The organism is Plantibacter sp. RU18, from assembly GCF_050613355.1.
In the GTDB taxonomy this organism is placed as follows: Bacteria; Actinomycetota; Actinomycetes; order Actinomycetales; family Microbacteriaceae; genus Plantibacter.
The window spans coordinates 2,246,460-2,270,444 of the sequence record NZ_CP159618.1 but is presented as its reverse complement, the minus strand read 5'-3'; the positions used below and the strand labels follow the sequence as shown (position 1 = coordinate 2,270,444).

The window sequence follows — 23,985 nt, the reverse complement described above, 5'->3', positions numbered from 1 at the left end:
CGCTTTCTGAGAAGACTTCGGTCACCGGCCGCGCACGCGCTGCACCGATGGTTGGAGCGCCTCATCGATGAGGGCGATCATGCGAGCCGTGCCGTCGGAGACACCGACACTCTTCGACTGTGCCGCCATGTCGTCGACCCGGTGCCGATCCGCGAGGAGCGGAACGAGGTGCTCCCGCACCCACTCCGACACGAACCGCGCGTCATCAACCATAACCGCTCCCCCGGCGCGGACGACATCCGCGGCGTTGAAGCGCTGTTCTCCATTGCCCACCGGGTAGGGCACGTAGACCGCCGGAACGCCCACAGCACACAGTTCGCTCACGGTCGCGCTTCCGGCCCGCGACACGGCGAGATCGGCCGCGGCGATCGCGAGATCCATCCGCGAGCAGTAGTCGAGCAGCCGGTAGTGCTCGACACCCGGGTCCGAGATCTCGCTCGTCGCTCCGGTGATGTGCAACACCTGCCAACCGGTGGCGACGATGTCGGCGGCACTCTCACTCATGGTGGCGTTGATCCGTCGAGCGCCGAGCGAGCCGCCGGTGACGAGGAGGAGCGGGCGCTCCGCCACCAGTCCGAATTCTGTGAGGGCGGACGGACGGAGTGCATCACGATCGAGCACCTCGATCTCGTGCCGTAACGGCATGCCGACGAAACGGGCGTTGCGGATCGGCGTCCGGTGGAACGCGACGCCGACATAGGGCGTATAGCGTGCACCGAGTCGGTTCGCCAGTCCGGGACGGGCGTTCGCCTCATGGATCACCAGCGGGACCTTCGCCCGCTTCGCGGCCCGGTATGCGGGGGCGGCGGCGTAGCCACCGAACCCGATGACGACGTCGACCCGATGCTCGCGGATGATCTCGACCACGGACGACACCGCGCTCCGGAGCCTCGAGGGGTACCGCAGCGCGGCAGCGTTGGGCCGACGCGGGAACGGCAGCTTCGGGATCGTGAGCAGCTCGTACCCTCGCTCGGGCACGAGCCGCGACTCCAGCCCTTCGGCCGTACCGACGACGAGGATCTCTGCTTCAGGATCACGTGCACGAAGGCCGTCGGCGACGGCCAGTAGCGGATTGACGTGGCCGGCGGTACCGCCGCCGGCGAGGAGATAGGTGGTCATCGGGCGACTCCGGAGGTCTGGGGGCGCCTGGCGGCCGTGCGCCGAGGCTTCTGGGTCGCCGGTCGACCGCGTTCGCGCGCGAAGGACAGGACGATCCCGATCGCGACGAGCGTCGTGAGCAGCGCGGTGCCACCGGACGAGAGGAGGGGTAATGGGACGCCGAGGACCGGCAGCACACCGAGGACGACGCCGATGTTCACGAGCGCCTGACCGATGACCCAGGCCATGATCGCACCCGTCGTGATACGGACGAACGAATCGTCGCTCGCACGGATCACTCGGATGAACATGACCGCGAGGAAGACGAAGAGGCCGAGGACGAGGACGGCCCCGATGAGACCGAGCTCCTCGCCGATCGCGGCGAAGATGAAGTCGTTGGAGATCGCGGGGAGCCAGCCGTACTTCGCACGTGAGTTGCCGAGCCCGACGCCCCACAGGCCGCCGTTCGCAAGCGCCCAGGTCCCGTGCGTGGACTGCCAGTCCGAGTTCTCGTAGTCACCCTTACCGTCACCGAAGAAGGCCATGATGCGCTGCATCCGGTTGGCGCTGGTGATCGCCATGATGAAGAACAGGACCGCTCCCGCGACGACGGGGATCGCGATGAAGCGGAGGCGTACCCCGGCGAAATACAGCGCGGAGAAGACGATGAACGCCATGATGACGACCGTACCGAGGTCGCCGCCGAGCAGGACCAGGCCGATCGACAGCCCGGCGAACGGGATGACCGGGATGAGCGCGTGCTTCCACTCGAGCAGCCGAGGCTGCTTGACCGTGAGTACGAGGCCGAGCCACACCACCAGCGCCAGTTTCACCGCCTCGGACGGTTGGGCGGTGAAGCCGCCGATCTCGATCCAGTTGCGGTTCCCGCCGATCTCATAGCCGAGCGGGGTGAAGACGAGCAGCTGGAGTCCCATGGCGACGATGAGGAAGATCCAGGCCCACTTCTTCCAGAAGCGCGCGGGGAATCGACTCACGACCAGCATGAGCGGGACGCCGATCATCGCGAACGTGGCCTGCCGCCAGAAGAGCCCGAAGTACCCGTCGCCGGCCTCATACGACTCGACCGACGAGGACGACAGCACCATGACGAGGCCGAGCCCGACGAGGAACAGCGTGATTCCGAGGAGGAGGAAGTAGTTCTTCGACTCCGGGCGGAGCACCTTGCCGAGCGAGATGCGGGCGCTGGACATGACGTTCGCTGAAGCACCGGCCGTCACGGCGTCGCCGGACTCGCGCTGCGAGGGTGACGACCGTGCCCGGCGTGGGTCAGCGCGAGGCGGATCGATCATCCGCCTCACCTCCCACCTCTGCTTCAACGGCCGCCTGGAACAGGCGACCACGGTGTCCGTAGTCCGTGAACTGGTCCATCGAGGCCGCTGCAGGTGCGAGGAGGACGGTGTCCCCTGCTTGAGCGATCTCGGCGGCCCGGCGGACGGCCTCCGGCATGACGAGTTCAGTCTCCGCTTCGGTGACCTCGATCACCGTGAGCGTCGGCGCGTGTCGCGCGAATGCTTCGAGGACCTCGGCCCGGTCGGCGCCGATGACGATCGCCCCGCGAAGGTGGTCGGCGTGACGTTCCACCAGCCGGTCGATCGAGACGCCCTTCAAGAGACCGCCGACGATCCAGACCACCGAGCGGTAGGCCGCGAGCGATGCATCTGCAGCGTGGGGGTTGGTCGCCTTCGAGTCGTCGATCCATTCGACCTCGAGGCTCCGCGCGACGAGTTGGATGCGGTGCGCATCGAGCCCGAATGCGGTGAGCGTGTCGTGCACGGCCTGCACGCTCACGCCGGCAGCGCGGGCGAGTGCTGCGGCCGCGAGGATGTTGGCGACGATGTGCGGAGCCGACAGGCCACGCAGCGCGAGGTCGGCCACTGTGGTGATCTCGAGTGCACTCGTGCGGCGGTCGTCGAGGAACGCCCGGTCGACGAGGATGCCGTCGACGACCCCGAAGTCGCTCGGGCCCGGCACGTCGAGGCCGAAGCCGACCGCGCGCGCGCCGTCGACGACCTCGGCCTCCTCGACCATCGTCATCGTCGCAGCGTCCGCGCGGTTGTAGACGCACGCCACTCTCGTGTTCTCGTACACGACGGCCTTCGCCGCCCGATAGGCCTCGGCCGAACCATGCCAGTCGAGATGATCATCAGCGACGTTCAGGCACACACTCGCGAGCGGGGAGACGATGCTGCGTCCGCCCTGCAGGCCCAGCGTGTGCAGCTGATAGCTGGACAGCTCGACGACGAAGAAGTCGAATCCCTGCGGGTCGCGCACCGCGTCGAGGACGGGTACGCCGATGTTGCCGCACGGCGCTGCCCGGAAGCCCGCCTCGACGAGCATCGACGCCGTCAGCTGGACCGTCGTGGTCTTCCCGTTCGTGCCGGTGATGCAGATCCACTCGGCTGGGACACCCACCTTGTCGCGGACCCGCCACGCCAGTTCGATGTCGCCCCAGACCGGGACCGACGAACGCTGTGCCCAGGCGACGACGGGGTGATCGGGGTGGAAACCCGGCGAGACGACCATGAGTTCCGGCTCGAACGCGACGAGTTCGTCGGGGACCGTCGAGAGATCGTGCTGGAGCAGCGTCGCGCCGATGACCCGGACGAGGTCTGCACGCTCGTCTGCCGCGGTGCCGGCGAGCACCAGCACCTCAGCACCGAGCTCGGTCAGGGTGTCCGCGACCGAGAACCCCGTCATGCCGAGCCCGAGGACTGCGACGCGGAGGCCTCGCCAGTCCGCGTGCCAGCTGCGCAACTCGTCCAACCGGGCCTGACTCATCGGCTGAGCCATTCGAGGTAGAACGACCCGACTCCCGCAGCGACGAGCAGACCGCCGATGATCCAGAAACGGATGACGACCGTGACCTCAGCCCAATCCTTCAGCTCGAAGTGGTGATGGATCGGGCTCATGAGGAAGATGCGCTTGCCGTGGGTGACCTTGAAGTACAGCCGCTGCACGATGACCGATCCTGCCTCGATGACGAAGAGTCCCCCGACGAGCACGAGCAGCAGCTCCGTCTTGCTGAGGATGGCCAGGGCCGCGAGGGCACCACCGAGGGCGAGCGAACCGCTGTCCCCCATGAAGATCTGCGCCGGCGACGTGTTCCACCAGAGGAAGCCGATGAGCGCGCCCACGATGGCCGCTGCGACGACCGCGAGGTCGAGTGGATCACGGACGTCGTAGCACTTGTACGCGACGTCGGAGGCGAGCGAGGAACTGAAGCAGGACTGGTTGAACTGCCAGAACCCGATGATGATGTACGAACCGATCGCGAGGATGGACGCACCCGTCGCGAGGCCGTCGAGGCCGTCCGTGACGTTCACGCCGTTCGACGTTGCTGCGACGATCACCGAGGTCCACAGGATGTAGAGCAGGATGCCGATCACGGGGATGCCGACCGCCATGAAGTTGATCGGGATGTCGCGGATGACCGAGATGTTCGTCGACGCCGGGGTGAAGCCCTCGGTGTTCGGGAAGTTGATCGCCAACACCGCGAAGACGGTGGCGACGACGAGCTGCCCCGCGACCTTCGCCCATCCGCCGAGCCCGAGGCTCTGCTTCTTGCGGACCTTGAGGAAGTCGTCGATGAAGCCGACGATGCCGAGGCCGACCATCATCAACAGCACGAGCAGCGCCGAGACGCCGATCTGCTCCTGGAAGATGAGGTAACTGGCGAAGAAGCCCACGAGGGTGCCGACGATGATGATGACGCCACCCATCGTGGCGGTTCCGCGCTTCGTGTGGTGGCTCTGCGGTCCGTCGTCACGGATGAACTGGCCCCAGGCCAGTTTGCGGAAGGCCTTGATGAAGAGTGGCGTCAGGAAGAGTGAGAACGCCAGCGAGATCGCCCCCGCTGCAAGTAGGACTCTCATGCGTACAGCTCCCCCAGTCGATCGCCAAGGAACCGGAGGCCGGCCGAGTTGGACGATTTCACGAGCACGGTGTCGCCTGGGGCGATCTCGGTGCTCAAGTAGTCGAATGCTTCGTCGGCGGTCGGGAAGTACACCGACTCGCCGTCCCACGAGCCCTCGTTGATTGCAGTGATGTGCATGCGTCGCGCTTCAGGACCCACGACCACGAGACGGCCGATGCCGAGACGGACGACCTGCAGGCCGATGCGATCGTGCTCCTCTCCTGCCCAATCCCCCAGCTCGCTCATCGCACCGAGCACGGCGATGGTGCGGTGGCGCTCGGCGCCGATCTGGGCGAGCGTGCGGATGGCGGCGGACATCGAGTCGGGGCTCGCGTTGTACGCGTCGTTGATGATCGAGACGTCGTCGCGACCTCCGAGCAGCTCCATGCGCCAACGCTCGGCGCGGCTCACGCTCTCGAGCGCGACGACGATCTGTTCGAGCGTGGCCCCGAGTTCGAAGGCGGCAGCCGCAGCAGCGAGTGCGTTCATCACGTGATGCTCGCCGAGGACGCGGAAGCGGACGGGTGCTGAGGAGCTGTCAGGCAGGTGGAGCCGGAAGGCGGTGCCGGACGCGGTCGCCGAGATGTCCGTCGCGCGGACGGCAGCTCGCTCGTTGAGTCCGAACCACAGCACCCTGGCACTCGTGGCGTCCGCCATGCCTGCGACCCGTGCGTCGTCCAGGTTGAGGATGGCGACGTCCGACGCAAGGAGCTCCGACACCATCTCGGTCTTCGCGGTGACCGTGGCCTCGATGCCCCCGAATTCTCCGGCATGCGCCAGACCGACCTTCAGCACGACACCGATGTCGGGCTTCGCCATGCGGATGAGCCGCGCGATCTCGCCGATCCCGCTCGCGCCCATCTCTGCGACGAGGAAGCGCGTCTGGGTCGTGACCTTGAGCATCGTGATCGGTGCACCGACCTCGTTGTTGAAGGAGGCCTTCGGGCTGATCGTCTCGCCGAGCTGCTCGAGCACAGCGGCGAGGAGGTTCTTCGTGGTCGTCTTGCCGTTCGACCCGGTGATCCCGACGATCTGGAGCCGCCCGAGGGCACGGACGCGGGTGATCACCTCGGTCGCGAGGTCGCCGAGCGCAGTGACGGAGTCGGCGACGACGATCTGCGGCATCGCCACCGGGAGTTCACGTTCGACGATAAGCAGTGCGGCACCGTTCGCGATCGCGGCGTCGGCGAACAAGTGACCGTCGGTCTCCTCGCCGGGCTTCGCGACGAAGATGTCGCCCGGAGTGATCAGGCGGGAGTCGGTGTCGGACACTCCGGAGACGATGAGGTCGGGAGCGGCGTGCGCAGGGATCAATCGGCCGTTGGTGGCGGCGGCGATCTCGCTGAGGGTGAGGTCGATCATGATCAGAGCCAGCCGGCTTCCCGGAGGGCGACCCGGGAGTCGTCTCGTGCCGAGTACGGGATCTTCACGCCGGCGACCTCGTGGTAGTCCTCGTGGCCGGGCCCGGCGTACAGGATCGAGTCGCCGGTGGACGCAAGCGAGAGGGCGGTGCGGAACGCGGTGGCGGGATCAGCCACCTCGAGCAGTTCGCCGTCGGGCACGGCATCGCGGGCGGCGTCGAGGAGGACGCGTCGGATCGACGCCGGGTCCTCGCTCCGTGGATGGAAGTCCGTGATGACCACGACGTCCGCTCCGCGGGCGGCGATCGCGCCCATGTCCGCGCGCTTCGTGGTGTCGCGGTCGCCGTCGGCGCCGAACACCATGATCACCCGCCCGGGAGTGACGGCACGGATCGCCGCGAGGGTGTTCAGGAAGGCGTCGGGGCTGTGACCGTAGTCGATGTAGACGACGGGACCTCGATCGCCGCTGATCCGTTCGGCACGGCCGGGGATGTACGCGTCGATCCCGCCGTCGCGCTCCAGCGACTGGGCGATCATGTCGAACTCGACGCCCGACTCGACGAGCATCACGATCGCGAGCGCGGCGTTCGCTGCCATGAACCAACCGAGCAACGGCACCCGCGTGACCAGGACCCGGTCCTCGGGCCCCTCAAGCCGGAACGTCGTGGAACCCGCGGCCTCCTCGACCATGGTCATGCGCCAGTCGGCCGCGACCTCGGCGCGCGTGGTCAGCGTGGTGACGGGGATGCGGCTCTCCTCGACGAGTCGAGCACCCCACTCGGAATCGACGGTGACGACACCGCGCCGGGCCCGGTCGGGCTCGAAGAGTCCTCGCTTCGCCGCGAAGTACTCGTCGAAGTCGCCGTAGTCGTCGAAGTGGTCGTGACTGAGGTTGGTGAACCCCACGACGTCGAACACGAGACCGTCGACTCGATGCCGGGAGAGCGCCTGCGCGGACACCTCGATAGCGACGGCTCGGACCTCCGACTCACGCATGCGGGCGAGGAGCGCGTGCAGCTCGCTCGCCTCGGGCGTCGTCAGCGAGCTGGTCACCGCGAGCTCGCCGATCCGGCGCTCGGCGGTGGAACTGAGTCCTGAGACGATCCCCAACTGGGCGAGGATCCCGCTCAGCAGGTACACCACGCTGGTCTTGCCGTTGGTGCCCGTGACGCCGAACAGCGTCGGTGGTTCCTCAGCGGTCCGGTAGACCCAGGCAGCGAGGTGGCCAAGAGCGGCACGCGGCTCCGGCACGACGATGATCGGGAGTCCGGCGGGTTCGGCCAGCACACGCCCCGCGACGTCGGTCAGGACAGCGACTGCGCCGCGCTCCTTCGCCTGCACCGCGTAGGCCGCCCCGTGGGCACGGACACCGGGCATCCCGATGTAGAGGTCGCCTGGCTCCACCGAGCCGGAGCTCAGGCTAACGCCGCTGATCTCCACACCATCGGCTGAGCCGTGCAGATCGAGGTCGAATTCGGTCACCAGCTGCGAGAGCGCCCGCCGCTGCGGATGCTCCGGCCTGAGGCTGATCGGGCCCTGATTGTTCACGCTGAGCCCATCCTTCATGAGGTCGTTCAAAAATCGAGCGGCAGGTTCGGTGCCGGCTCCGTCGAGGGCTGCACTCCCCTGCTCTTCAGCACTTGGGTGGTCACGTCCCGGAAGATGGGAGCGACCGCAGCCGATGAATTCATCTTAACCGGGTCGGCCAGGTTCACCGAAACGACGAACTGCGGAGCCTCGGCGGGAGCGAAGCCGGCCATCGAGACCAGGTAGCTCGAGCTGTAGCCGCCTTCGCCATCCGGCTGCTGAGCCGTACCGGTCTTCATGGCCACCCGGTAGCCCGGCACGTCCACGTTCGCGGCCACCCAGCTCTCCTGGTCGACCATCTCCAGCATGTCGCTCACCTGCTTGGCGGCGTCGGCGGACACGACGCGCGTCCCGGTGGCATCAGGGACGTCGGTCACCGTCCCGTCGGCGTGCTTGCAGCCTTCGACGAGTTGCACCGGCATGCGGACGCCACCGTTGGCGATGGTCTGGTACAGGCTCGCGCCCTGGATCGCGGTCGTCGAGAAACCCTGCCCGAACATGGTCGCGTAGGTGGTCTGGTTGTCCCAGTCGGCTGCATCCGCCATGATGCCGCCGGACTCGCTCGGGAAGCCGACCTCCGACTTCTGGAGCTGACCGAACTTCTGGAAGTAGGCGTACCGGGTGTCAGCGTCGAGCTTCTCGCCGAACTGCGACATGCCCGTGTTCGAGGACTGCACCATCACGCCGGACAACGTGAGGTTCATGTCGTCGTGGAACTCGCTGTCGTTGATGTCTGCACCGTTCGACGGCAGGTACCGGAACGGCGCGACGACCTGCGAGTTCGGGCTCACGACGCCCTGATCGATGAGCGCGGCAGCGGTGAGTGACTTGTACGTCGAGCCGGGCTCGAACGGTGCGGCGAAGGCACGCGAGCCTCGGTCCTCAGCAGCGGTCGCACTGACGTTGCCGGGGTCGACTGCCGGGTACTCGGCGACGGCGAGCAGCTTGCCGGTCGAGACCTCCATGACCGTCACGATGCCCCAGCTCGCACCGACTGCCTGCGCCTGCGCGGCCAGCGACTGCTGCGAGAACCACTGGATGTCCTTGTCGATGGTGAGGACGACGTCGCCGCCATCCTTCGCCGACTGCGTGACCGTCGTGCCGGGGAGCGGCAGTCCGCCGCTGCCCTTCTCGTAGGTGGTACGCCCGTTCTCACCCGCGAGGCAGGAGTCGTCCATGAGTTCGACACCGGCCTGTGCCTCGCCCTCCTCACCGACGAACCCGACGATGTTGCCGGCGACGGCACCGTTCGGGTAGACGCGCGAGGGCGATTCACTGAACGTCGTCCACGGGATCTCGAGCGCCTTGAGTGCGCGCAGCTGGTCGAGGGTCAGGTTCTTCGCGATGAGCGCGTAGAGCGAGTCCTTGTCTGCGGCCAGCGCGTCGGTGATCAGCGCGAGCACCTCGGGCCCCGCTTTGCCGACGATCGCGCCGATCTCGTTGGTCGCCTGGTCAAGCGTGATCGTCTGCTCGGTGCCGTCGACGTCGCGTTCGAACTCGCCGGCATCCTTCGGCGAGACCTGCACGGTGTACCGCATGACCGCTTCGGCCAGCACGGAGCCGTCGGAGGCGAGGATGCTGCCACGCGTCGCGAGGATCGTGTCGCCCGTCTCGGTCTTCTCGAGCGACTCTGCGCTGAGTGCGCTCGCTCGGACGACCTGGATGTCGACCAGACGCATGACGAACAGGGTCATGACGATCGAGACCGCGACGATCGTGAAGGCGAGGCGACGGCGGGTGGTCTTCGTGTGCCTCACCATGGTGCCTCCACCGCGTCCTCCCCTGGCGCTGCGCTCCGTTCGAGCGCGCTCCCTGATGTCCGGAATCGGGCGGTCATCGCGTGGTCGGCGACGGCAGCCCGTCCTGCAACGGTACGGGCGTCGTGCCCGCATCCGGGCTCGACGCGCCGTCCGCCGCAGCAGGGTTCTGGCCACCTACCAGCGGAATCGTCGCAGTCTGCGCGTTCGGGACGAGCGTCGCGCCGAAGATCGGGCTGGTGCTCGCTGCAGCCGGTGTCGGGGTGCCCAGTACTGCACCGTCCGAGAGCCTGAGGTAGCTCGGCAGGGAGTTGCCGACCATGCCGAGTGCCTGCGCGTTGACGGCGAGGTACTGCGGCGACGCGAGCCGGTCGAGGTCCTCGGCGAGAGCCGCCGAGGTGCGGCCGAGTTCGACCTGCTGGCCTTCGAGCTGTTGGATCTGGTACGCGCCCTGGCTGAGACCGACGCTCAGGAGCAACTGCCCCGAGACGATCGCGATGACCGCACCGACGACGATCACGGCGTAGAGCGGTCGGGGCCGCGTCTTCGCGAGCGCTCCGGGGAGGACCGCCCTGATGTGACGGCGTTCAGGTGCGAGGCGCTCTGGACGCGGCTTGGCACGCCCGAATCGGTCGGGTGCGAGATCGAGTGCCGCGGTCGCTCCGCTCATGCTGGCCTCCTCAGCCGTTCAGCCGCACGGAGCCGCACGGGTTTCGCTCTCGGGTTCTCGTCGATCTCCGCTTCCGTGGCGAGTTCGGCGCCCTTCACGAGGAGTCTCAACTCCGCGCTGTGTTCCGGCAGTTCGATCGGGAGGCCGGGTGGCGTCGTGGACTTCGACCTGACCTGCAGTTCGCGCTTGACGATCTTGTCCTCGAGCGACTGGTATGCGAGGAAGACGACCCGTCCGCCCACCCGGAGCAGATCGAGTGCGCGGGGCACTGCGGCCTCGAGGACCGACAGCTCCGCGTTGACCTCGATACGGAGCGCCTGGAACACCCGCTTAGCGGGGTGACCGGTGCGGCGGGCGGCTGCGGGGGTGGCGCGGTCGATGAGGTCGACGAGCTGACCGGAGCTCGTGAGGGGCTGCTTCTGGCGCTCCTCCACGATGCGTCTGGCGTAGCGCTGCGCGAGCTTCTCGTCGCCGTACTCCCAGAAGATCTTCCGGAGCGCGACCTCGTCGTAGGTGGCGAGGATCGTCTCAGCGGTCAACTCGCTCGAGGCGTCCATGCGCATGTCGAGCGGTGCGTCCTGGGAGTAGGAGAAGCCGCGCTCGGTGCGGTCGAGCTGGAGCGAGGAGACGCCGAGGTCGAAGAGGATGCCGTCGACCTGCGGGAACCCGAGTTCTTCCGCCGCCTCGTCGATGTCGTCGTAGACCGCCTTGACGAACCGGGCGCGCGTCCCGAACCTCGCGAGACGCTCCTCGGCGATCGTCAGCGCGTCCAGGTCGCGGTCGAGTCCGATGAGTGTGAGTCCGGGGAAACGCTCGAGCATCGCCTCGGCGTGACCGGCCATGCCGAGCGTGGCGTCGATCAGGACGGCCCCCTCATGCGAGATCGCCGGTTCGAGGAGGTCGATGCAGCGCTGCAGGAGCACCGGTGTGTGAATGTCGTTGATGGCCATATGCGTTGTCCGGACGGTCCCTGTCCCCTGATCCCCATCCGTTCCGACCTGGCACCGGGGAAGTGTGTCAGGGCGAGGGACGGCTGGGAGTCAGAGGGCAGGGCGCTAGAAGAGTCCGGGAATCACCTCCTCGGCGGTCTCGGAGAAGACGCTCTCCTGTTCGGCGAGGTAGGACTCCCAGGCCTCGGCATCCCAGATCTCCGCGCGGCTACCGGCACCGATGACCACGAGGTCGCGGCTGAGCCCGGCGTACTGGCGCAGGTTGGACGGGATGGTCACGCGGTGCTGCTTGTCAGGGGTTTCGGCGCTCGCTCCCGAGAGGAACACACGCAGGTAGTCACGGGCCTGCTTGCTCGTGACCGGTGCCTGGCGGATCTTCTCGTGGAGCGCTTCGAACTCGCGCGTGCTGAAGACGTAGATGCAGTGCTCCTGGCCCCTGGTCATGACGACCCCGCCGGAGAGTTCATCGCGGAACTTGGCCGGCAGGATGATGCGGCCTTTTTCATCGAGTTTGGGGGCGTGACTACCGAGGAACATGCGTCCCCACCCCCAATCGTTCCGGCCAACATCTTGGTTGGACTCCACTTTACTCCACTTTGCGCCACAAACCCAGCACATTCCTCCATTCTGGGCCGCAATGCCAATAAAAAAACCCCGAAAATCCGGAGATTCTCGGGGTGGAGGGAAATGGAGGATTCAGAGCGGAATCAGGAGCGCTGGGGAGGGCCGGAGACGACAAAACGGGGCCGATCCGAAGATCGGCCCCGTTGGCGCTCCCGCAGCGACGATGCCGTCGGCGAGCGAAGTGGAGTCAGGTGGTGGTGCGCTATTGCTGGTCGCCGGACTGGCGCTTGTCCCAGCGGTCGTTGAAGCGGTCCATGAGTCTCGACGACTTCTGGCCAGCGGGAGCCGCCTGGCGCGGACGCGGCGCCTCGAGCGGTGCTCGGGTCGGCTTGGTTGCGACGAGGACGCCCGTGAGCATCACCGCGAAGCCGAGCAGGCCGACGATCGGCTGCTGGATCACGACCCCGAGCACGAGGCCGATCGCTCCGACCACAGCGATGAGAGAGCCGAGAGCGATTCCGCGATAGCTCGGCTTACCTGCGCCGGCACTGACCTTGGACACGAAATCGGCATCGCTGCGGTAGAGGTGGCGTTCCATCTCATCGAGGAGCCGTTGCTCCTGCTCTGAAAGTGGCATCTGATTCCCCTCAAGGTCACACGACGCGACGTAGTTGATCAAGTCTAGTCACCGAAGCATGACTAGGCTAGGTGCGTGATCGAAAGCACTGAACTCGCCACCATGGTAGGCCGCGGGCTCACCGACTTTCTCTCTTCGCGCAGCTCCATTGTCGCTCAGATCGGACCGGAGCTCTCCCCGTTTGTCGACTTCTCCCGGGAATTTCTCAGCGCTGGAAAACGGTTCCGGGCGCAGTTCTGCTTCCGGGGCTGGCAGGCGGTCTCCGCCGGGCGACATGCGAGTGGCCACAGCAGCCTCGAAACCGTCGTCTCCGCGTGCGGAGCGCTCGAACTCTTCCACGCTGCGGCGCTCGTCCACGACGACATCATCGACAACTCCGACACCCGGCGCGGGGCTCCGTCCGCACACGTCTCGTTCGCTGATCTGCACCGCCGCGGCCGCTGGGAGGGCGATCCGACGACGTTCGGCACCGGCGCGGCCACCCTCTTGGGCGACCTGTTGCTCGGTTGGAGCGACGAGATGCTCGACGACGGCCTGTACCTCATGGACGACCGCCGGGCCGCCCGCGCCGCCCGCACCGAGTTCAACCGCATGCGGACGGAGGTGACTGCCGGTCAGTACCTCGACATCCTCGAGGAACGAGCCTGGCGTGACGCCGCTGAGGACGAGCACCGCAGCCGCGCCGAACGCGTCCTGATCTTCAAGTCAGCCAAGTACAGCATCGAGTCGCCGCTCGCGCTCGGGGCACTGCTCGGCGGTGCCAACGAACAGCAGCTCGCATCACTCCGCAGCTACGGGCTCCCGCTGGGGATCGCCTTCCAGCTTCGCGACGACCTCCTCGGCGTCTACGGCGATCCTGCCGTGACCGGCAAACCGAGCGGCGACGACCTCCGCGAGGGCAAGCGGACCATCCTCATCGCGCTCACCCGGGAGGCGCTGCAGCCCGGGGCACGCACCATCCTCGACGAGATGCTCGGAGACCCGGATCTCGACGACGATCAGATCGGCCTCCTCCAGGCGACCATTCAAGACAGTGGCGCGGTCGACAAGGTGGAGAAGCTCATCCAGGACCATGTCGCACGGGCACTCACGGCGCTCGGCGAGGCGCCGATCAACGACGACGCCCGCGCGCACCTGCGAGGGCTCGCTGTGGCGGTGGCACGGCGCGACACCTAGATGCATGAAGCCAGGACGTTGTCGACAGCAGCGGGCGCTGCCGTCGCGGGAGCTTGACCATCGTGCGCGACGCCGCTCGAGCAGCCGGCGACGAGCTTCGAGCGTCATCGGAGCGTTAGGGTGCGGTGGCCTTCGCGCGGGGGTCCGTGCACGATCACGGTACTCCTGCTCTGCTCCTGGAGACGTACTCCTCGATCACGACACCCGACTCGAATGAGCGGGTTTTGGTCAGAGCGAACGCGGACGGCTCGTAGGGGGCACCGCCGAACATCGAGATGCCGGAGCCGAAGACGACGGGGTTGCGTTTGATGACGAGGTGATCGATCTCCGACAGAAGCGTGCCCGCAAGCTCGCCACCACCGCACAGCCAGACGTCCAGACCATCCTCTCGCTTCAGGCCGCGGACCGCGGCGAGCGGATCGTCCGTGAGGATGATCGCCGGGTCGACGTCGCGCGGGTGGCGACTCGCGACGATCTGGCGCAGGTGGGGGTAGGGGCTAGTGACGCCGATGTCGAGGGCGGGGGTGAGCGTGTTCCACCCCATGATCACCGTATCGAATCGCGTTCTCGGAGGTTCGATGCCCAGCGCTGCATGTGCATGCGCGGGTAACGCATCTGCGTACTCGCCGAACACCACCGACGCATGGTCGCCTTCGACAAGGAACGCATCGAACCCGCCTGTCGGGTCGGCAATATACCCGTCGATGCTGACGGCGACGTAGTAGACGAGTTCTCGCATGACGTCTCCAATCACGACATTTGTCGTAGTTAAACTACAGCAGCAGTCGTGGTTTGGCTAGCATGGGCGACATGGCCCGCAACGACGAACGACGCTTTGCTCTCGCCGACGCCGGGATCCGCGTGCTCGCTCAAGAGGGAGCACGCGGTCTCACCCACCGAGCTGTAGACGCCGCAGCCGGCACACCACGCGGCACCGCGTCGAATTACTTCCCGCCCCGCGACGATCTCATCTCCGCACTCGTTGACCGCATCGGCGAGCGACTCACACCCGATCCCGAGATCGTTCCGTCCCATGGCGCCCGGTCTCCCGACCGCGCGCTCTTTGCCGACTACCTACGAGACGTCGTGCGACGACTCAGCGATGACCCGCACGTTTCGCTTGCCCTCTTCGAGCTGCGGCTAGAGGCTGCTCGACGCCCCGCAATCGCCTCGACGCTCGGAGCGTGGCGACAGCGAGCATTCCAGGAGGATGTCGCATTCAACGACGCTTCTGGCCTGCCCGGTGGACGAACCGAGATCGCCCTGTTTCACTACGCCATCGACGGACTGATGCTCGACCACCTCACCGCGCCACTCGACACGGGGTTGTCTGTCGACGCTGCCATTCACGAACTCGTCGACCGCATACTTCAGTCATCCCGCTCTCAGCCCCGACGAGCGCGCGTCGACAACCTCCTGGGCAGCAGCACCTAGACCGACGGCGAAGGGGCTCCGCGATCCTCATCGACTCGGCCGGCCCGCTGTTCAGACAATCGACGCCTCAGCTCATCGGCGGCTCAGCTCGTCCCGTCGACGGCTCAGCCGAGCGCCTGTGCGACACGACGGACCTCGGAACGACGCCCCTCGCGGAGCGCCTGAATAGGCGAGGTGCCGATCGCCTCGTCGTCCTCGAGCATCCACACCATCGCAGCCTCGTCGTCGAAGCCGTTGTCGGCGAGGAGCATGAGGGTGCCGCGCAGATTGTGCACCGGCCCGCCGTCCTGGATGAACGAGGACGGGATCTGCACGACGCCGTCGCGCCGGACGGCGAGGAGGTCCCGCTCCTCCAAGTACTGACGGACACGGCGGATCTGGACGCCGAGCTCGGTCGCCAGATCGGGAAGGGTGAACCACACGAGTTCGGAATTCTGCTCAGTCACGCAGAGCAGTCTGCCACAACGCCCCTCCGATCGCGTTCGGGTAACGATCCATGCTCCTCGCCGCCCACCCGGGGTGTTGGCAGCTCATCACCGTCCGCGTTCCATACACTCGACTGGTGAGCAGCAATCAGCAGACCGATCCGATGATCGGCCGTCTCCTCGACGGGAGATACCAGGTGCGCTCACGCATCGCCAGGGGCGGCATGGCGACGGTGTACCTCGCGACCGACCAGAGGCTCGAGCGCCGCGTCGCGATCAAGGTGATGCACGGCCATCTCTCCGACGACACGACGTTCAAGAACCGCTTCATCCAAGAGGCCCGTTCGGCGGCACGCCTCGCCAACCCGCACGTCGTCAGCGTCTTCGACCAGGGTCAGGACTCGGACATGGCGTACCTCGTCATGGAGCATCTGCCGGGGATCACGCTGCGCGACCTCATCCGTGACAACGGCACCCTCACGCCGCGCCAGGCCGCCGACATCCTCGACGCGGTGCTGTCCGGCCTCGCTGCGGCGCACCGCGCCGGCATCGTGCACCGCGACGTCAAACCCGAGAACGTCCTCCTGGCCGACGACGGCCGGATCAAGATCGGCGACTTCGGTCTCGCCCGGGCGGCCAGTGCGAACACGGCGACCGGCCAAGCTCTGCTCGGCACGATCGCGTACCTCTCCCCCGAACTCGTCACCCGCGGACAGGCCGACGCGCGCAGCGACATCTACGCGCTGGGCATCATGCTCTACGAGATGCTCACCGGCGAGCAGCCGTACAAGGGTGAACAGCCCATGCAGATCGCGTACCAGCACGCGAACGAGTCGGTTCCGGCACCGAGCGCGAAGAACCCGGTCGTGCCGAAGGAACTCGACGACCTCGTCTTCTGGGCCACCGAGCGTGAGCCGGACGACCGGCCTGCGAACGCCGGCGCGATGCTCGAGCGACTCCGCTCGATCGAGTCCAATCTCGGCTTCACCTCGGTGGCGACCGGCGCACAGCCGACGATCGTCATGCCGGCCTCGTACACGACCGAGAACGCCGACGATGCGACGCAGGTGATCGGTCGCGGCACGAAACCGCAGAAGATCGCCGCGGACCCGAAGGCCACCGATGGACCGGGCAAACTTGCGACCAAAGCCCGCAAGCGTCGTCGCGTCGGCGTCGCCCTGTTCACGATCGTGCTCATGCTCGCCGCCCTCGCCGGCGGCACCGGGTGGTATTTCGGCCAAGGACCCGGATCACTCGTCGAGGTACCGAAGATCGCAGCGGGCACGTACGACCAGGCCGCCGCCCAGCTCACCGAACTCGGGTTCGTGCCGGCTCAGGGCGCCACGTTCAGCCTGACCGTCGCAGCGGGGACGGTGGCAGCCACCGATCCGCCCGGAGGCACCCGCATCGACAAGGGCAGCACCGTGACCGTCCTCGTGTCGCAGGGCCCGCAGCCGGTCGACATCCCTGTGCTCGCCGGACTCTCGCAGACGGACGCCGAACAACGGTTGAAGGCGATCGGCGTCCGCGTCGGCACCGTGAACCAGCAGTTCGACCCGAGTGTGGCGAAAGACATCGTGCTCGCCGCCTCCGACTCGACGTCGGGAGCCGACTACGGTCAGGGCGGCCCGTCGTTCGAGGGATCGACCGTGACCTTGCTGGTCTCGGCCGGCCAGGTGCCCGACGTCTCCGGTATGACCCCCGATCAGGCCGGTACAGCTCTCGACGCCGTCGGTCTGGGTGTGGAGACCTCGACAGAGGCCTTCGACGACACCATCCCGGCCGGGCAGGTCATCGGCATCCAGGCGAAGACCGACGCCGACGGTAACGAGGCGGCGTTCATCCCCGGCGACGACGTGACACTCATCGTGTCGAAGGGTGTGGAGCTGGTGGCGGTCCCGGACACCACGGGCCAGACGATCAATGCGGCGATCACCACCCTGCAGAACGCCGGGTTCACCGTCGGCGACATCGCCGTGGCTGAGGCGTTCCGAGATATCTTCAAGGTCAAGAAGACGGACCCCGAGGCCGGGAAGTCGGTCAAGAAGGGCTCGACCATCAACATCACCGACTTCGGGTTGTAGCCGCTCCCGACTTCGGGTTGTAACCGCTCAGGGAGGCCAGGAGTGGTGGCCGACACGGCGGTGCACGAGCGCTGGTACGATCACCGCATGACCTCTGAGGAGCTGGCGGAGATCGCGCACCTGCGCCGCGCGCGCGATCTCATCGACCGTGAGTACGCGCAACCGCTCGACGTCCCGACGATGGCGGCGAAAGCGCTGATGTCTCCCGCGCACTTCTCCCGCCGGTTCCGTACCATCTACGGCGAGACGCCCTACGGGTACCTCATGACACGCAGGATCGAACGATCGATGGCGCTGCTTCGAGCGGGCACCAGCGTCACGGACGCCTGCATCGCCGTCGGAGCAACCTCGCTCGGCTCCTTCAGCACCGCGTTCGCCGCGATCACCGGCGAGACGCCGAGTGCGTATCGGCGCCGCGAGCACCATGCGGTCGAAGCCATGCCGAACTGCGTCGCGAAGGTCACCACCCGCCCGGCGCATCGACCAGTCGCAGGACAGGGAGCATCGAGCAGGATCCGAGAAGCGACCGGAGCGGCGACGGCGTAACGTCGTCGACATGACGATCTCACTCCAGTACTGCAACATCACCGTCAACGACGTCGACCAGGCCATCGCCTTCTATGGCGAGGCCCTCGGCCTCCAGCTGCGCAACGATGTCGCCAACGGCGGCTTCCGGTGGGTCACCCTCGGGAGCGACGCGCAGCCAGGGCTCGACATCGTGCTGTCCGAGCCGCACGCCGGACGCTCGCAGGAGGACGGCGACGCACTCCAACTCCTGCTCACGAAGGGCATGCTGCCCATGCTGGTCTTTCGCGCGGACAACCTCGACGCCACATTCGAGTCGGTCCGTGCCTCCGGCGCGGAGGTGCTGCAGGAGCCGAAGGAGATGGGCTGGGGTGCGCGCGACTGCGCGTTCCGTGATCCCTCCGGCAACATGGTCCGCGTCTCGCAGGCGTGAGAGGGTCGGCACCTCGACAGGCTCGGCGAACGGGGTCGGCTCGGCGAACGGGGTCCGGTGGACGGGCTGTCGAAGCGCGACACGAAAGCGCCCGCCGACCGGGATGAACCGGATGGCGGGCGCTTCTGCGTGTCGTGCTACTTCGAGGCTGCGAGCTCCTCGGCGACGAGGAACGCGAGCTCCAGCGACTGCATGTGATTGAGTCGCGGGTCGCACAACGACTCATACCGCGTCGCGAGGGCCGCCTCGTCGATCTGCTCCGAACCGCCGAGGCACTCGGTGACGTCATCGCCGGTGAGCTCGACGTGGATCCCGCCCGGGTGGGTGCCCGCTGCCCGGTGCGCCTCGAAGAAGCCCTTCACCTCGTCGACGACGTCGTCGAAACGACGCGTCTTGTAGCCGGTCGGCGTCGTGAGCCCGTTGCCGTGCATCGGGTCCGTGACCCACAGCGGCGTCGCGTCAGCACCCTTGATCGCTTCGAGCAGCGGCGGCAGTGCGTCGCGGATCTTCCCGGCGCCCATGCGCGTGATGAACGTCAAACGGCCGGGCTCACGCTCGGGGTCGAGTTTGTCGATGAGGCGGAGCATGTCGTCTGCAGAGGTGGTCGGCCCGAGCTTCACACCGATCGGGTTGCGCACCCGTGAGAGGAAGTCGACGTGCGCGCCGTCGAGTTCGCGTGTGCGCTCACCGATCCACACGAAGTGCGCCGAGGTGTTGTACGGCGTACCAGTGCGGGAGTCGATCCGCGTCATCGGACGCTCGTAGTCCATGAGCAGGGCCTCGTGACTCGAGTAGAACTCGACACCGCGCAACTGATCGAAGTCGGCACCGGCCGCTTCCATGAACTTGATGGCACGATCGATGTCGCGCGCGAGTCCCTCGTACCGGTGGTTGGCGGGGTTCGCTGCGAACCCCTTGTTCCAGCTGTGGACCTCGCGCAGGTCCGCGAAGCCACCCTGCGTGAACGCACGGATGAGGTTCAGCGTCGATGCAGAGGTGTGGTACCCCTTCACCAGACGAGCCGGATCCGCGGTCCGGGACTCCGGCGTGAAGTCGTATCCGTTGACGATGTCACCGCGGTACGCCGGGAGCGTGACGTCGCCGCGGGTCTCCGAGTCGTTGGAGCGCGGCTTCGCGAACTGACCTGCCATCCGGCCCATCTTCACGACCGGCATCGATGCACCGTAGGTGAGGACGACGGCCATCTGCAGCACGGTCTTCACACGGTTGCGGATCTGTTCAGCGGTCGCGCCGGCGAAGGTCTCAGCACAGTCTCCGCCCTGGAGCAGGAACGCGTTGCCGCTCGCGGCACGGGCCAGCCGATCGCGCAGGATGTCGACCTCGCCGGCGAAGACGAGGGGCGGGAGCGTGGCGAGTTCGGCGGAGGCACGCTCCACCGCTGCCTGGTCCGGCCACGACGGCTGCTGCTTGATCGGCAGCTCACGCCAATAGTCCAGCCCGGCGATCACCGAAGGTTCGGCCATGACGACTGGTTCTGTAGCGTGGGACACGGATTTCCTGTTTCTCTCGGACCGGTGACGCACTCCGGAGCGCGTCTCGGAGGGATCGGGCCGCAATCGCGGCCCGGCTAGTCAGCTTAGCGCCACGGTGTGGCGACCTGCTCCTTGACGCTCGTGGCGTACACGTCGCGGTATTCCTGGCCCGACAGGCGTCGGAGCTCGACCATCAGCTCGTCGGTGACACTGCGCAGGATGAAGCGGTCGCCCTCCATCCCCTCGAAGCGCGAGAAGTCGAGCGGCTTGCCGATGACGATGCCGATGCGGCGGATCCGCGGGAGTTTGGAGCCGATCGGCATGACCTTCTCGGTGTCGATCATCGCGATCGGCACGATGGGGACTCCCGCTTCGAGCACCATGCGCGCGACACCCGTGCGGCCACGGTACATGCGCGCATCAGGGCTGCGGGTGCCTTCGGGGTAGATGCCGAGGAGGTTGCCACCGCCGAGCACGGCGAGGCCGGTGTTCAACGACGCCTCCGAGGCCTTTCCGCCGGAGCGGTCGATGGGGAGCTGGCCGGTACCGAGCATGAAGGTCTTCGTCGCCCAGCCGCCGAAGCCCTTCCCGCGGAAGTACTCGCTCTTCGCGAGGAAGGAGATCCGTCGGTCGACGCACAACGGCAGGATGACCGAGTCGATGAACGACAGATGGTTGCTGGCGATGATCGCACCACCGTGTTCCGGGATGTTCTCAGCGCCGATCACCCAGGGACGGAAGATCGATTTCAGGATCGGTCCGGCCACCAGGTACTTCATGAACCAGTAGAACATCGTGCTGCTCCCGCTTCCCGTCGACCGCTAGGCGACGACGATGGTGCTCCTGGCGAGGTCGCCAGCGCCGATCACGCCAGCGTCGTTGACGAGCTGCGCGATGCTGAAGGTCGGCTCCGGGTGGAAGCCCCGGGCCGGAAGGTGCGAGAGGAACGCCTGCCGCACGGGATCGAGCAGCAGCTCGCCAGCCTGTGCGACTCCCCCGCCGATGACGAAGACGTTGGGGTCGAGGATCGCCGAGAAGCTCGCGAGCGCCTCGCCGAGGTGCGTACCGAGACCGCTCAGGCAGCGGAGCGCCCCGGGGTCGCCTGCTTCGAGCAAGGCGGAGACATGGTGACCGTTGAGGAGTCCGCCTGCCGCGTCGCGGGCACGGGCGAGCGCGGCGCCGTCGCCGCCTGCGTCTGCAGCCTGGTTCGCGAGTCGGAGGAGCGCCGTGCCGGAGCAGTACTGCTCGACGCAGCCGCGGGCACCGCAGCCGCAGGGCAGGCCGTCGGGGACGAGGCGCATGTGACCGAGCTCGGCGCCACTGCCGAAGCCACCCTTCAGGAGACGGTCGTCGAGGACGATCGCACCACCGACACCCGTGCCGATGGTCACCATGACCATGCTGCGCTCGTCACGCCCGGCACCGAAGCGGAACTCCGCCCAGCCGGCGGCGTTCGCATCGTTCTCGATCGTGACGATCTTGTCCGGCAGACGCGCCGCCAGGCGGGCCTGAAGCGGCTCGTTCCGCCATGCGATGTTCGGTGAGTAGTAGACCGTCGAGCGGTTCGCGTCGAAGAATCCCGGCGCAGCGACCCCGACGCTGCTGATGGTCCCGTCATCGAGTGATCGGACCATCTCGACGACCGCCTCGATGATGGCATCGGGATCCGTGGCCGGCGTCGGCGTGCGACCAGCGGCGAGGATCCGGCCGTCGTCGTCGACGACACCGCCCGCGATCTTCGTTCCGCCGATGTCGATCCCGATCGCGTTGGCCATTGCTGTGCCGTCTCCCTCTGCTGATGTGCTCGATGCGGCCGTCGAGTGTCGGCTCCACAGGGAGTCGACCGCCCGTCGGCGCGCCGCAGTCGAGTCTACTGAGCGTCTGCGCGCCACAGAAACCCGTCAAATCCCGGTGCCCTAGGATGGACGGACATCTTGCCGACCCTGGTACCGAAGGAGTTGCCGTGGAACAGTTCGACGTCCCCGCAGTCGTCGCAGCAGACCCGTCCGCCAACGCGACCGACCTGCTCGTGAAACGACTCGCCGCCGCCCCGAACGCCGCCCTGTTCGCCGTCCCACGGGGCTCCGAGTGGGTGGATGTGACCACCGCGGAGTTCCACGCGCAGGTCGTCGCGCTCGCCAAGGGCCTCGTCGCCTCGGGTATCGAGCCCGGCGACAAGATCGGCCTCATGTGCAAGACGCGCTATGAGTGGACCCTCATCGACTTCGCCGTCTGGTTCACCGGCGCCCTCCTCGTCCCGATCTACGAGACGAGTTCACCGAGCCAGGTCCAGTGGATCCTCAGCGACTCCGGGGCGACGAGCGTCATCGTCGAGACCCCCGACCAGTTCGCCCGCTTCGACGAGGTACACGGCGACCTTCCGTCCGTCGCCCGCGTGTGGCAGATCGACCTCGGCGACCTCGACAAGATCGCAGCCGCCGGAACCGACATCAGCGACGAGGAGATCGAGCGCCGCCGCAACCTCGCGGTCGGCTCCGACATGGCCACCCTCATCTACACCTCCGGATCCACCGGCCGCCCGAAGGGCTGTGTGCTCACCCACTCGAACTTCGTCGAGTTGTCACGGAACTCCGCCGTCGCCTTGAAAGAGGTCGTGTCCACCCCGGGCGCATCCACGCTCCTCTTCATCACGACCGCGCACATCTTCGCGCGCTTCATCGCGGTCCTCTGTGTCCACTCCGGCGTGAAGACCGGGCACCAACCCGACACCAAGCAACTGCTTCCCTCGCTCGGCACCTTCAAGCCGACCTTCCTCCTCGCGGTCCCCCGTGTCTTCGAGAAGGTCTACAACTCCTCCGAGCAGAAGGCCGAGGCCGGTGGCAAGGGCAAGATCTTCCGGGCCGCGGCCGAGACCGGCATCGCCTACTCGAAGGCGCTCGAGGCCGGCAAAGTGCCGTTCGGGCTCACGGTCAAGTTCCGTGTGCTTGATCGTCTCGTGCTGTCGAAGATCCGCACCGCAATGGGCGGACGCGTGCAGTACGCGGTCTCGGGCAGCGCGCCGCTCGGACCTCGGCTCGGTCACTTCTTCCATGCGCTCGGCATCGTGATCCTCGAGGGCTATGGCCTGACCGAGACGACGGCTCCTGCCTCGGTGAACCTCGCGAAGAAGTCGAAGATCGGCACCGTCGGACCGGCACTGCCCGGGGTCTCCCTCCGGATCGCCGACGACGGCGAGGTCGAGGTCCGCGGCATCAACGTGTTCAAGGAGTATTGGAAGAACCCGGAAGCCACCGCAGAGGCCTTCGACGACGGCTGGTTCCGCACCGGAGACATCGGCTCCTTCGACAGTGACGGGTTCCTCACCATCACGGGACGCAAGAAGGAGATCATCGTCACCGCGGGCGGGAAGAACGTCGCACCGGCTGCGCTCGAGGACCCGATCCGCGCGACCCCCGTGGTCGGTCAGCTCGTCGTCGTCGGCGACCAGAAGCCGTTCATCAGCGCGCTCATCACGCTCGACACCGAGATGCTGCCGACCTGGCTCGCGAACAACGGCGAGGACGGCACGATGACCGCCGCGCAGGCCGCGAGAAACCCGGCGGTGCTCGCTGCGGTGCAGCGCGCGATCGACGAGGCGAACACCAAGGTGTCGCGCGCGGAGTCGATCCGCAAGTTCGTCATCCTCGACGAGGAGCTCACCGAAGCGAGCGGCCACCTCACGCCGAAGCTCAGCATCAAGCGCAACGTGATCCTGAAGGACTTCGCCGAGACGATCGACAGCATGTACATCGGCGCAGGCTCCCCCGAGACCCAGGGCATGTCGCTGCAGTAGCACCTCGACGAGCTCGGTGACCGGGGCTGCTCGGTCGCCGGGGCGGGTGGGTGAGCGGGACTGC

General features: G+C 67.1%; 22 protein-coding genes. 6 read left to right on the top strand and 16 right to left on the bottom strand.

The window, feature by feature from the left end; genetic code table 11:
- Positions 1–21: 21 nt before the first annotated feature.
- The 11 genes from ABMA10_RS10940 to ABMA10_RS10890 all read right to left on the bottom strand — a co-directional run bounded on the left by ABMA10_RS10940 (position 22) and on the right by ABMA10_RS10890 (position 12,558).
- Positions 22–1,119: a UDP-N-acetylglucosamine--N-acetylmuramyl-(pentapeptide) pyrophosphoryl-undecaprenol N-acetylglucosamine transferase gene (locus ABMA10_RS10940; protein ID WP_347866610.1), complete on the bottom strand. Its 1,098-nt coding sequence runs from the start codon at positions 1,117–1,119 to the stop codon at positions 22–24.
- Positions 1,116–2,408, bottom strand: coding sequence for a putative lipid II flippase FtsW (ftsW, locus tag ABMA10_RS10935; protein ID WP_347866611.1), 1,293 nt, complete (start codon positions 2,406–2,408; stop codon positions 1,116–1,118). Before ftsW ends, ABMA10_RS10940 begins: the two co-directional genes overlap by 4 nt.
- Positions 2,386–3,897: a UDP-N-acetylmuramoyl-L-alanine--D-glutamate ligase gene (gene murD, locus ABMA10_RS10930; RefSeq protein WP_347866612.1), complete on the bottom strand. Its 1,512-nt coding sequence runs from the start codon at positions 3,895–3,897 to the stop codon at positions 2,386–2,388. The genes ftsW and murD overlap by 23 nt, the downstream gene beginning before the upstream one ends.
- The gene (mraY, locus tag ABMA10_RS10925; protein WP_431031496.1) at positions 3,894–4,991 is read right to left on the bottom strand and encodes a phospho-N-acetylmuramoyl-pentapeptide-transferase; all 1,098 of its coding nucleotides are present in this window, start codon (positions 4,989–4,991) and stop codon (positions 3,894–3,896) included. Before mraY ends, murD begins: the two co-directional genes overlap by 4 nt.
- Positions 4,988–6,394, bottom strand: a complete 1,407-nt coding sequence (locus tag ABMA10_RS10920) for a UDP-N-acetylmuramoyl-tripeptide--D-alanyl-D-alanine ligase (RefSeq protein ID WP_347866614.1) — start codon at positions 6,392–6,394, stop codon at positions 4,988–4,990. The genes mraY and ABMA10_RS10920 overlap by 4 nt, the downstream gene beginning before the upstream one ends.
- 2 nt (positions 6,395–6,396) lie before the next feature.
- Positions 6,397–7,941: a Mur ligase family protein gene (locus ABMA10_RS10915; RefSeq protein ID WP_431031495.1), complete on the bottom strand. Its 1,545-nt coding sequence runs from the start codon at positions 7,939–7,941 to the stop codon at positions 6,397–6,399.
- Positions 7,942–7,967: 26 nt separating this feature from the next.
- Positions 7,968–9,740 carry a peptidoglycan D,D-transpeptidase FtsI family protein gene (locus ABMA10_RS10910; RefSeq protein ID WP_347866616.1) on the bottom strand — a complete coding sequence of 591 codons (1,773 nt, stop codon included), beginning with the start codon at positions 9,738–9,740 and terminating at the stop codon, positions 7,968–7,970.
- Positions 9,741–9,813: 73 nt separating this feature from the next.
- Complete coding sequence (locus ABMA10_RS10905; RefSeq protein ID WP_347866617.1) at positions 9,814–10,407, bottom strand: hypothetical protein; 594 nt, start codon at positions 10,405–10,407, stop codon at positions 9,814–9,816.
- Positions 10,404–11,357: a 16S rRNA (cytosine(1402)-N(4))-methyltransferase RsmH gene (gene rsmH, locus ABMA10_RS10900; protein WP_347866618.1), complete on the bottom strand. Its 954-nt coding sequence runs from the start codon at positions 11,355–11,357 to the stop codon at positions 10,404–10,406. The genes ABMA10_RS10905 and rsmH overlap by 4 nt, the downstream gene beginning before the upstream one ends.
- A gap of 105 nt (positions 11,358–11,462) precedes the next feature.
- Entirely contained in the window at positions 11,463–11,894 is a 432-nt protein-coding gene (gene mraZ, locus ABMA10_RS10895) for a division/cell wall cluster transcriptional repressor MraZ (RefSeq protein ID WP_064297003.1), read from the bottom strand.
- Positions 11,895–12,183: 289 nt separating this feature from the next.
- Positions 12,184–12,558 carry a DUF3040 domain-containing protein gene (locus ABMA10_RS10890; RefSeq protein WP_347866619.1) on the bottom strand — a complete coding sequence of 125 codons (375 nt, stop codon included), beginning with the start codon at positions 12,556–12,558 and terminating at the stop codon, positions 12,184–12,186.
- 75 nt (positions 12,559–12,633) lie between these two features.
- Between ABMA10_RS10890 and ABMA10_RS10885 the strand changes: the two genes are divergently transcribed.
- A complete protein-coding gene (locus ABMA10_RS10885; protein ID WP_347866620.1) occupies positions 12,634–13,734 on the top strand; it encodes a polyprenyl synthetase family protein in 1,101 nt (366 codons plus the stop codon).
- A gap of 154 nt (positions 13,735–13,888) precedes the next feature.
- On the opposite strand, the gene ABMA10_RS10880 is transcribed toward ABMA10_RS10885, so the two are convergent.
- Entirely contained in the window at positions 13,889–14,473 is a 585-nt protein-coding gene (locus tag ABMA10_RS10880; RefSeq protein ID WP_347866621.1) for a dihydrofolate reductase family protein, read from the bottom strand.
- Between the two features lie 71 nt (positions 14,474–14,544).
- Here ABMA10_RS10880 and ABMA10_RS10875 point away from each other — a divergent pair, with 71 nt between their 5' ends.
- Positions 14,545–15,168 (top strand): TetR/AcrR family transcriptional regulator, encoded by a 624-nt coding sequence (locus ABMA10_RS10875; protein ID WP_347866622.1) that lies wholly within the window; start codon positions 14,545–14,547, stop codon positions 15,166–15,168.
- 104 nt (positions 15,169–15,272) lie between these two features.
- Here the strand turns inward: ABMA10_RS10875 and ABMA10_RS10870 are convergent, their stop codons facing one another.
- Entirely contained in the window at positions 15,273–15,614 is a 342-nt protein-coding gene (locus ABMA10_RS10870; RefSeq protein ID WP_347866623.1) for an Rv2175c family DNA-binding protein, read from the bottom strand.
- A gap of 143 nt (positions 15,615–15,757) precedes the next feature.
- Between ABMA10_RS10870 and pknB the strand changes: the two genes are divergently transcribed.
- The 3 genes from pknB to ABMA10_RS10855 all read left to right on the top strand — a co-directional run bounded on the left by pknB (position 15,758) and on the right by ABMA10_RS10855 (position 18,635).
- A complete protein-coding gene (gene pknB, locus ABMA10_RS10865) occupies positions 15,758–17,677 on the top strand; it encodes a Stk1 family PASTA domain-containing Ser/Thr kinase (protein ID WP_414693591.1) in 1,920 nt (639 codons plus the stop codon).
- 87 nt (positions 17,678–17,764) lie between these two features.
- Positions 17,765–18,223 carry a helix-turn-helix transcriptional regulator gene (locus ABMA10_RS10860; RefSeq protein WP_347866625.1) on the top strand — a complete coding sequence of 153 codons (459 nt, stop codon included), beginning with the start codon at positions 17,765–17,767 and terminating at the stop codon, positions 18,221–18,223.
- A 10-nt stretch (positions 18,224–18,233) separates the two neighbouring features.
- Positions 18,234–18,635, top strand: coding sequence for a VOC family protein (locus ABMA10_RS10855; protein WP_347866626.1), 402 nt, complete (start codon positions 18,234–18,236; stop codon positions 18,633–18,635).
- A gap of 137 nt (positions 18,636–18,772) precedes the next feature.
- Here the strand turns inward: ABMA10_RS10855 and ABMA10_RS10850 are convergent, their stop codons facing one another.
- The 3 genes from ABMA10_RS10850 to ABMA10_RS10840 form a co-directional block, all read right to left on the bottom strand.
- Positions 18,773–20,119 (bottom strand): class II 3-deoxy-7-phosphoheptulonate synthase, encoded by a 1,347-nt coding sequence (locus ABMA10_RS10850; RefSeq protein ID WP_347866627.1) that lies wholly within the window; start codon positions 20,117–20,119, stop codon positions 18,773–18,775.
- Positions 20,120–20,232: 113 nt separating this feature from the next.
- Positions 20,233–20,922 (bottom strand): lysophospholipid acyltransferase family protein, encoded by a 690-nt coding sequence (locus ABMA10_RS10845; protein WP_347866628.1) that lies wholly within the window; start codon positions 20,920–20,922, stop codon positions 20,233–20,235.
- A 27-nt stretch (positions 20,923–20,949) separates the two neighbouring features.
- Complete coding sequence (locus ABMA10_RS10840; protein WP_347866629.1) at positions 20,950–21,903, bottom strand: ROK family glucokinase; 954 nt, start codon at positions 21,901–21,903, stop codon at positions 20,950–20,952.
- 188 nt (positions 21,904–22,091) lie between these two features.
- Here ABMA10_RS10840 and ABMA10_RS10835 point away from each other — a divergent pair, with 188 nt between their 5' ends.
- Entirely contained in the window at positions 22,092–23,921 is a 1,830-nt protein-coding gene (locus ABMA10_RS10835) for an AMP-dependent synthetase/ligase (protein WP_431031494.1), read from the top strand.
- Positions 23,922–23,985: the final 64 nt, after the last annotated feature.

Excerpts from the sequence above, each read along its gene's own strand:
- ABMA10_RS10910 (WP_347866616.1), bottom strand. The coding sequence starts at position 9,740 with ATGGTGAGGCACACGAAGACCACCCGCCGTCGCCTCGCCTTCACGATC.
- mraY (WP_431031496.1), bottom strand. The coding sequence starts at position 4,991 with ATGAGAGTCCTACTTGCAGCGGGGGCGATCTCGCTGGCGTTCTCACTC.
- ABMA10_RS10890 (WP_347866619.1), bottom strand. The coding sequence starts at position 12,558 with ATGCCACTTTCAGAGCAGGAGCAACGGCTCCTCGATGAGATGGAACGC.
- murD (WP_347866612.1), bottom strand. The coding sequence starts at position 3,897 with ATGAGTCAGGCCCGGTTGGACGAGTTGCGCAGCTGGCACGCGGACTGG.
- rsmH (WP_347866618.1), bottom strand. The coding sequence starts at position 11,357 with ATGGCCATCAACGACATTCACACACCGGTGCTCCTGCAGCGCTGCATC.
- pknB (WP_414693591.1), top strand. The coding sequence starts at position 15,758 with ATGATCGGCCGTCTCCTCGACGGGAGATACCAGGTGCGCTCACGCATC.
- ABMA10_RS10840 (WP_347866629.1), bottom strand. The coding sequence starts at position 21,903 with ATGGCCAACGCGATCGGGATCGACATCGGCGGAACGAAGATCGCGGGC.
- ABMA10_RS10905 (WP_347866617.1), bottom strand. The coding sequence starts at position 10,407 with ATGAGCGGAGCGACCGCGGCACTCGATCTCGCACCCGACCGATTCGGG.
- ABMA10_RS10920 (WP_347866614.1), bottom strand. The coding sequence starts at position 6,394 with ATGATCGACCTCACCCTCAGCGAGATCGCCGCCGCCACCAACGGCCGA.
- ABMA10_RS10850 (WP_347866627.1), bottom strand. The coding sequence starts at position 20,119 with ATGGCCGAACCTTCGGTGATCGCCGGGCTGGACTATTGGCGTGAGCTG.
- ABMA10_RS10875 (WP_347866622.1), top strand. The coding sequence starts at position 14,545 with ATGGCCCGCAACGACGAACGACGCTTTGCTCTCGCCGACGCCGGGATC.
- ABMA10_RS10860 (WP_347866625.1), top strand. The coding sequence starts at position 17,765 with ATGACCTCTGAGGAGCTGGCGGAGATCGCGCACCTGCGCCGCGCGCGC.
- ABMA10_RS10855 (WP_347866626.1), top strand. The coding sequence starts at position 18,234 with ATGACGATCTCACTCCAGTACTGCAACATCACCGTCAACGACGTCGAC.
- ftsW (WP_347866611.1), bottom strand. The coding sequence starts at position 2,408 with ATGATCGATCCGCCTCGCGCTGACCCACGCCGGGCACGGTCGTCACCC.
- ABMA10_RS10940 (WP_347866610.1), bottom strand. The coding sequence starts at position 1,119 with ATGACCACCTATCTCCTCGCCGGCGGCGGTACCGCCGGCCACGTCAAT.
- mraZ (WP_064297003.1), bottom strand. The coding sequence starts at position 11,894 with ATGTTCCTCGGTAGTCACGCCCCCAAACTCGATGAAAAAGGCCGCATC.
- ABMA10_RS10845 (WP_347866628.1), bottom strand. The coding sequence starts at position 20,922 with ATGTTCTACTGGTTCATGAAGTACCTGGTGGCCGGACCGATCCTGAAA.
- ABMA10_RS10880 (WP_347866621.1), bottom strand. The coding sequence starts at position 14,473 with ATGCGAGAACTCGTCTACTACGTCGCCGTCAGCATCGACGGGTATATT.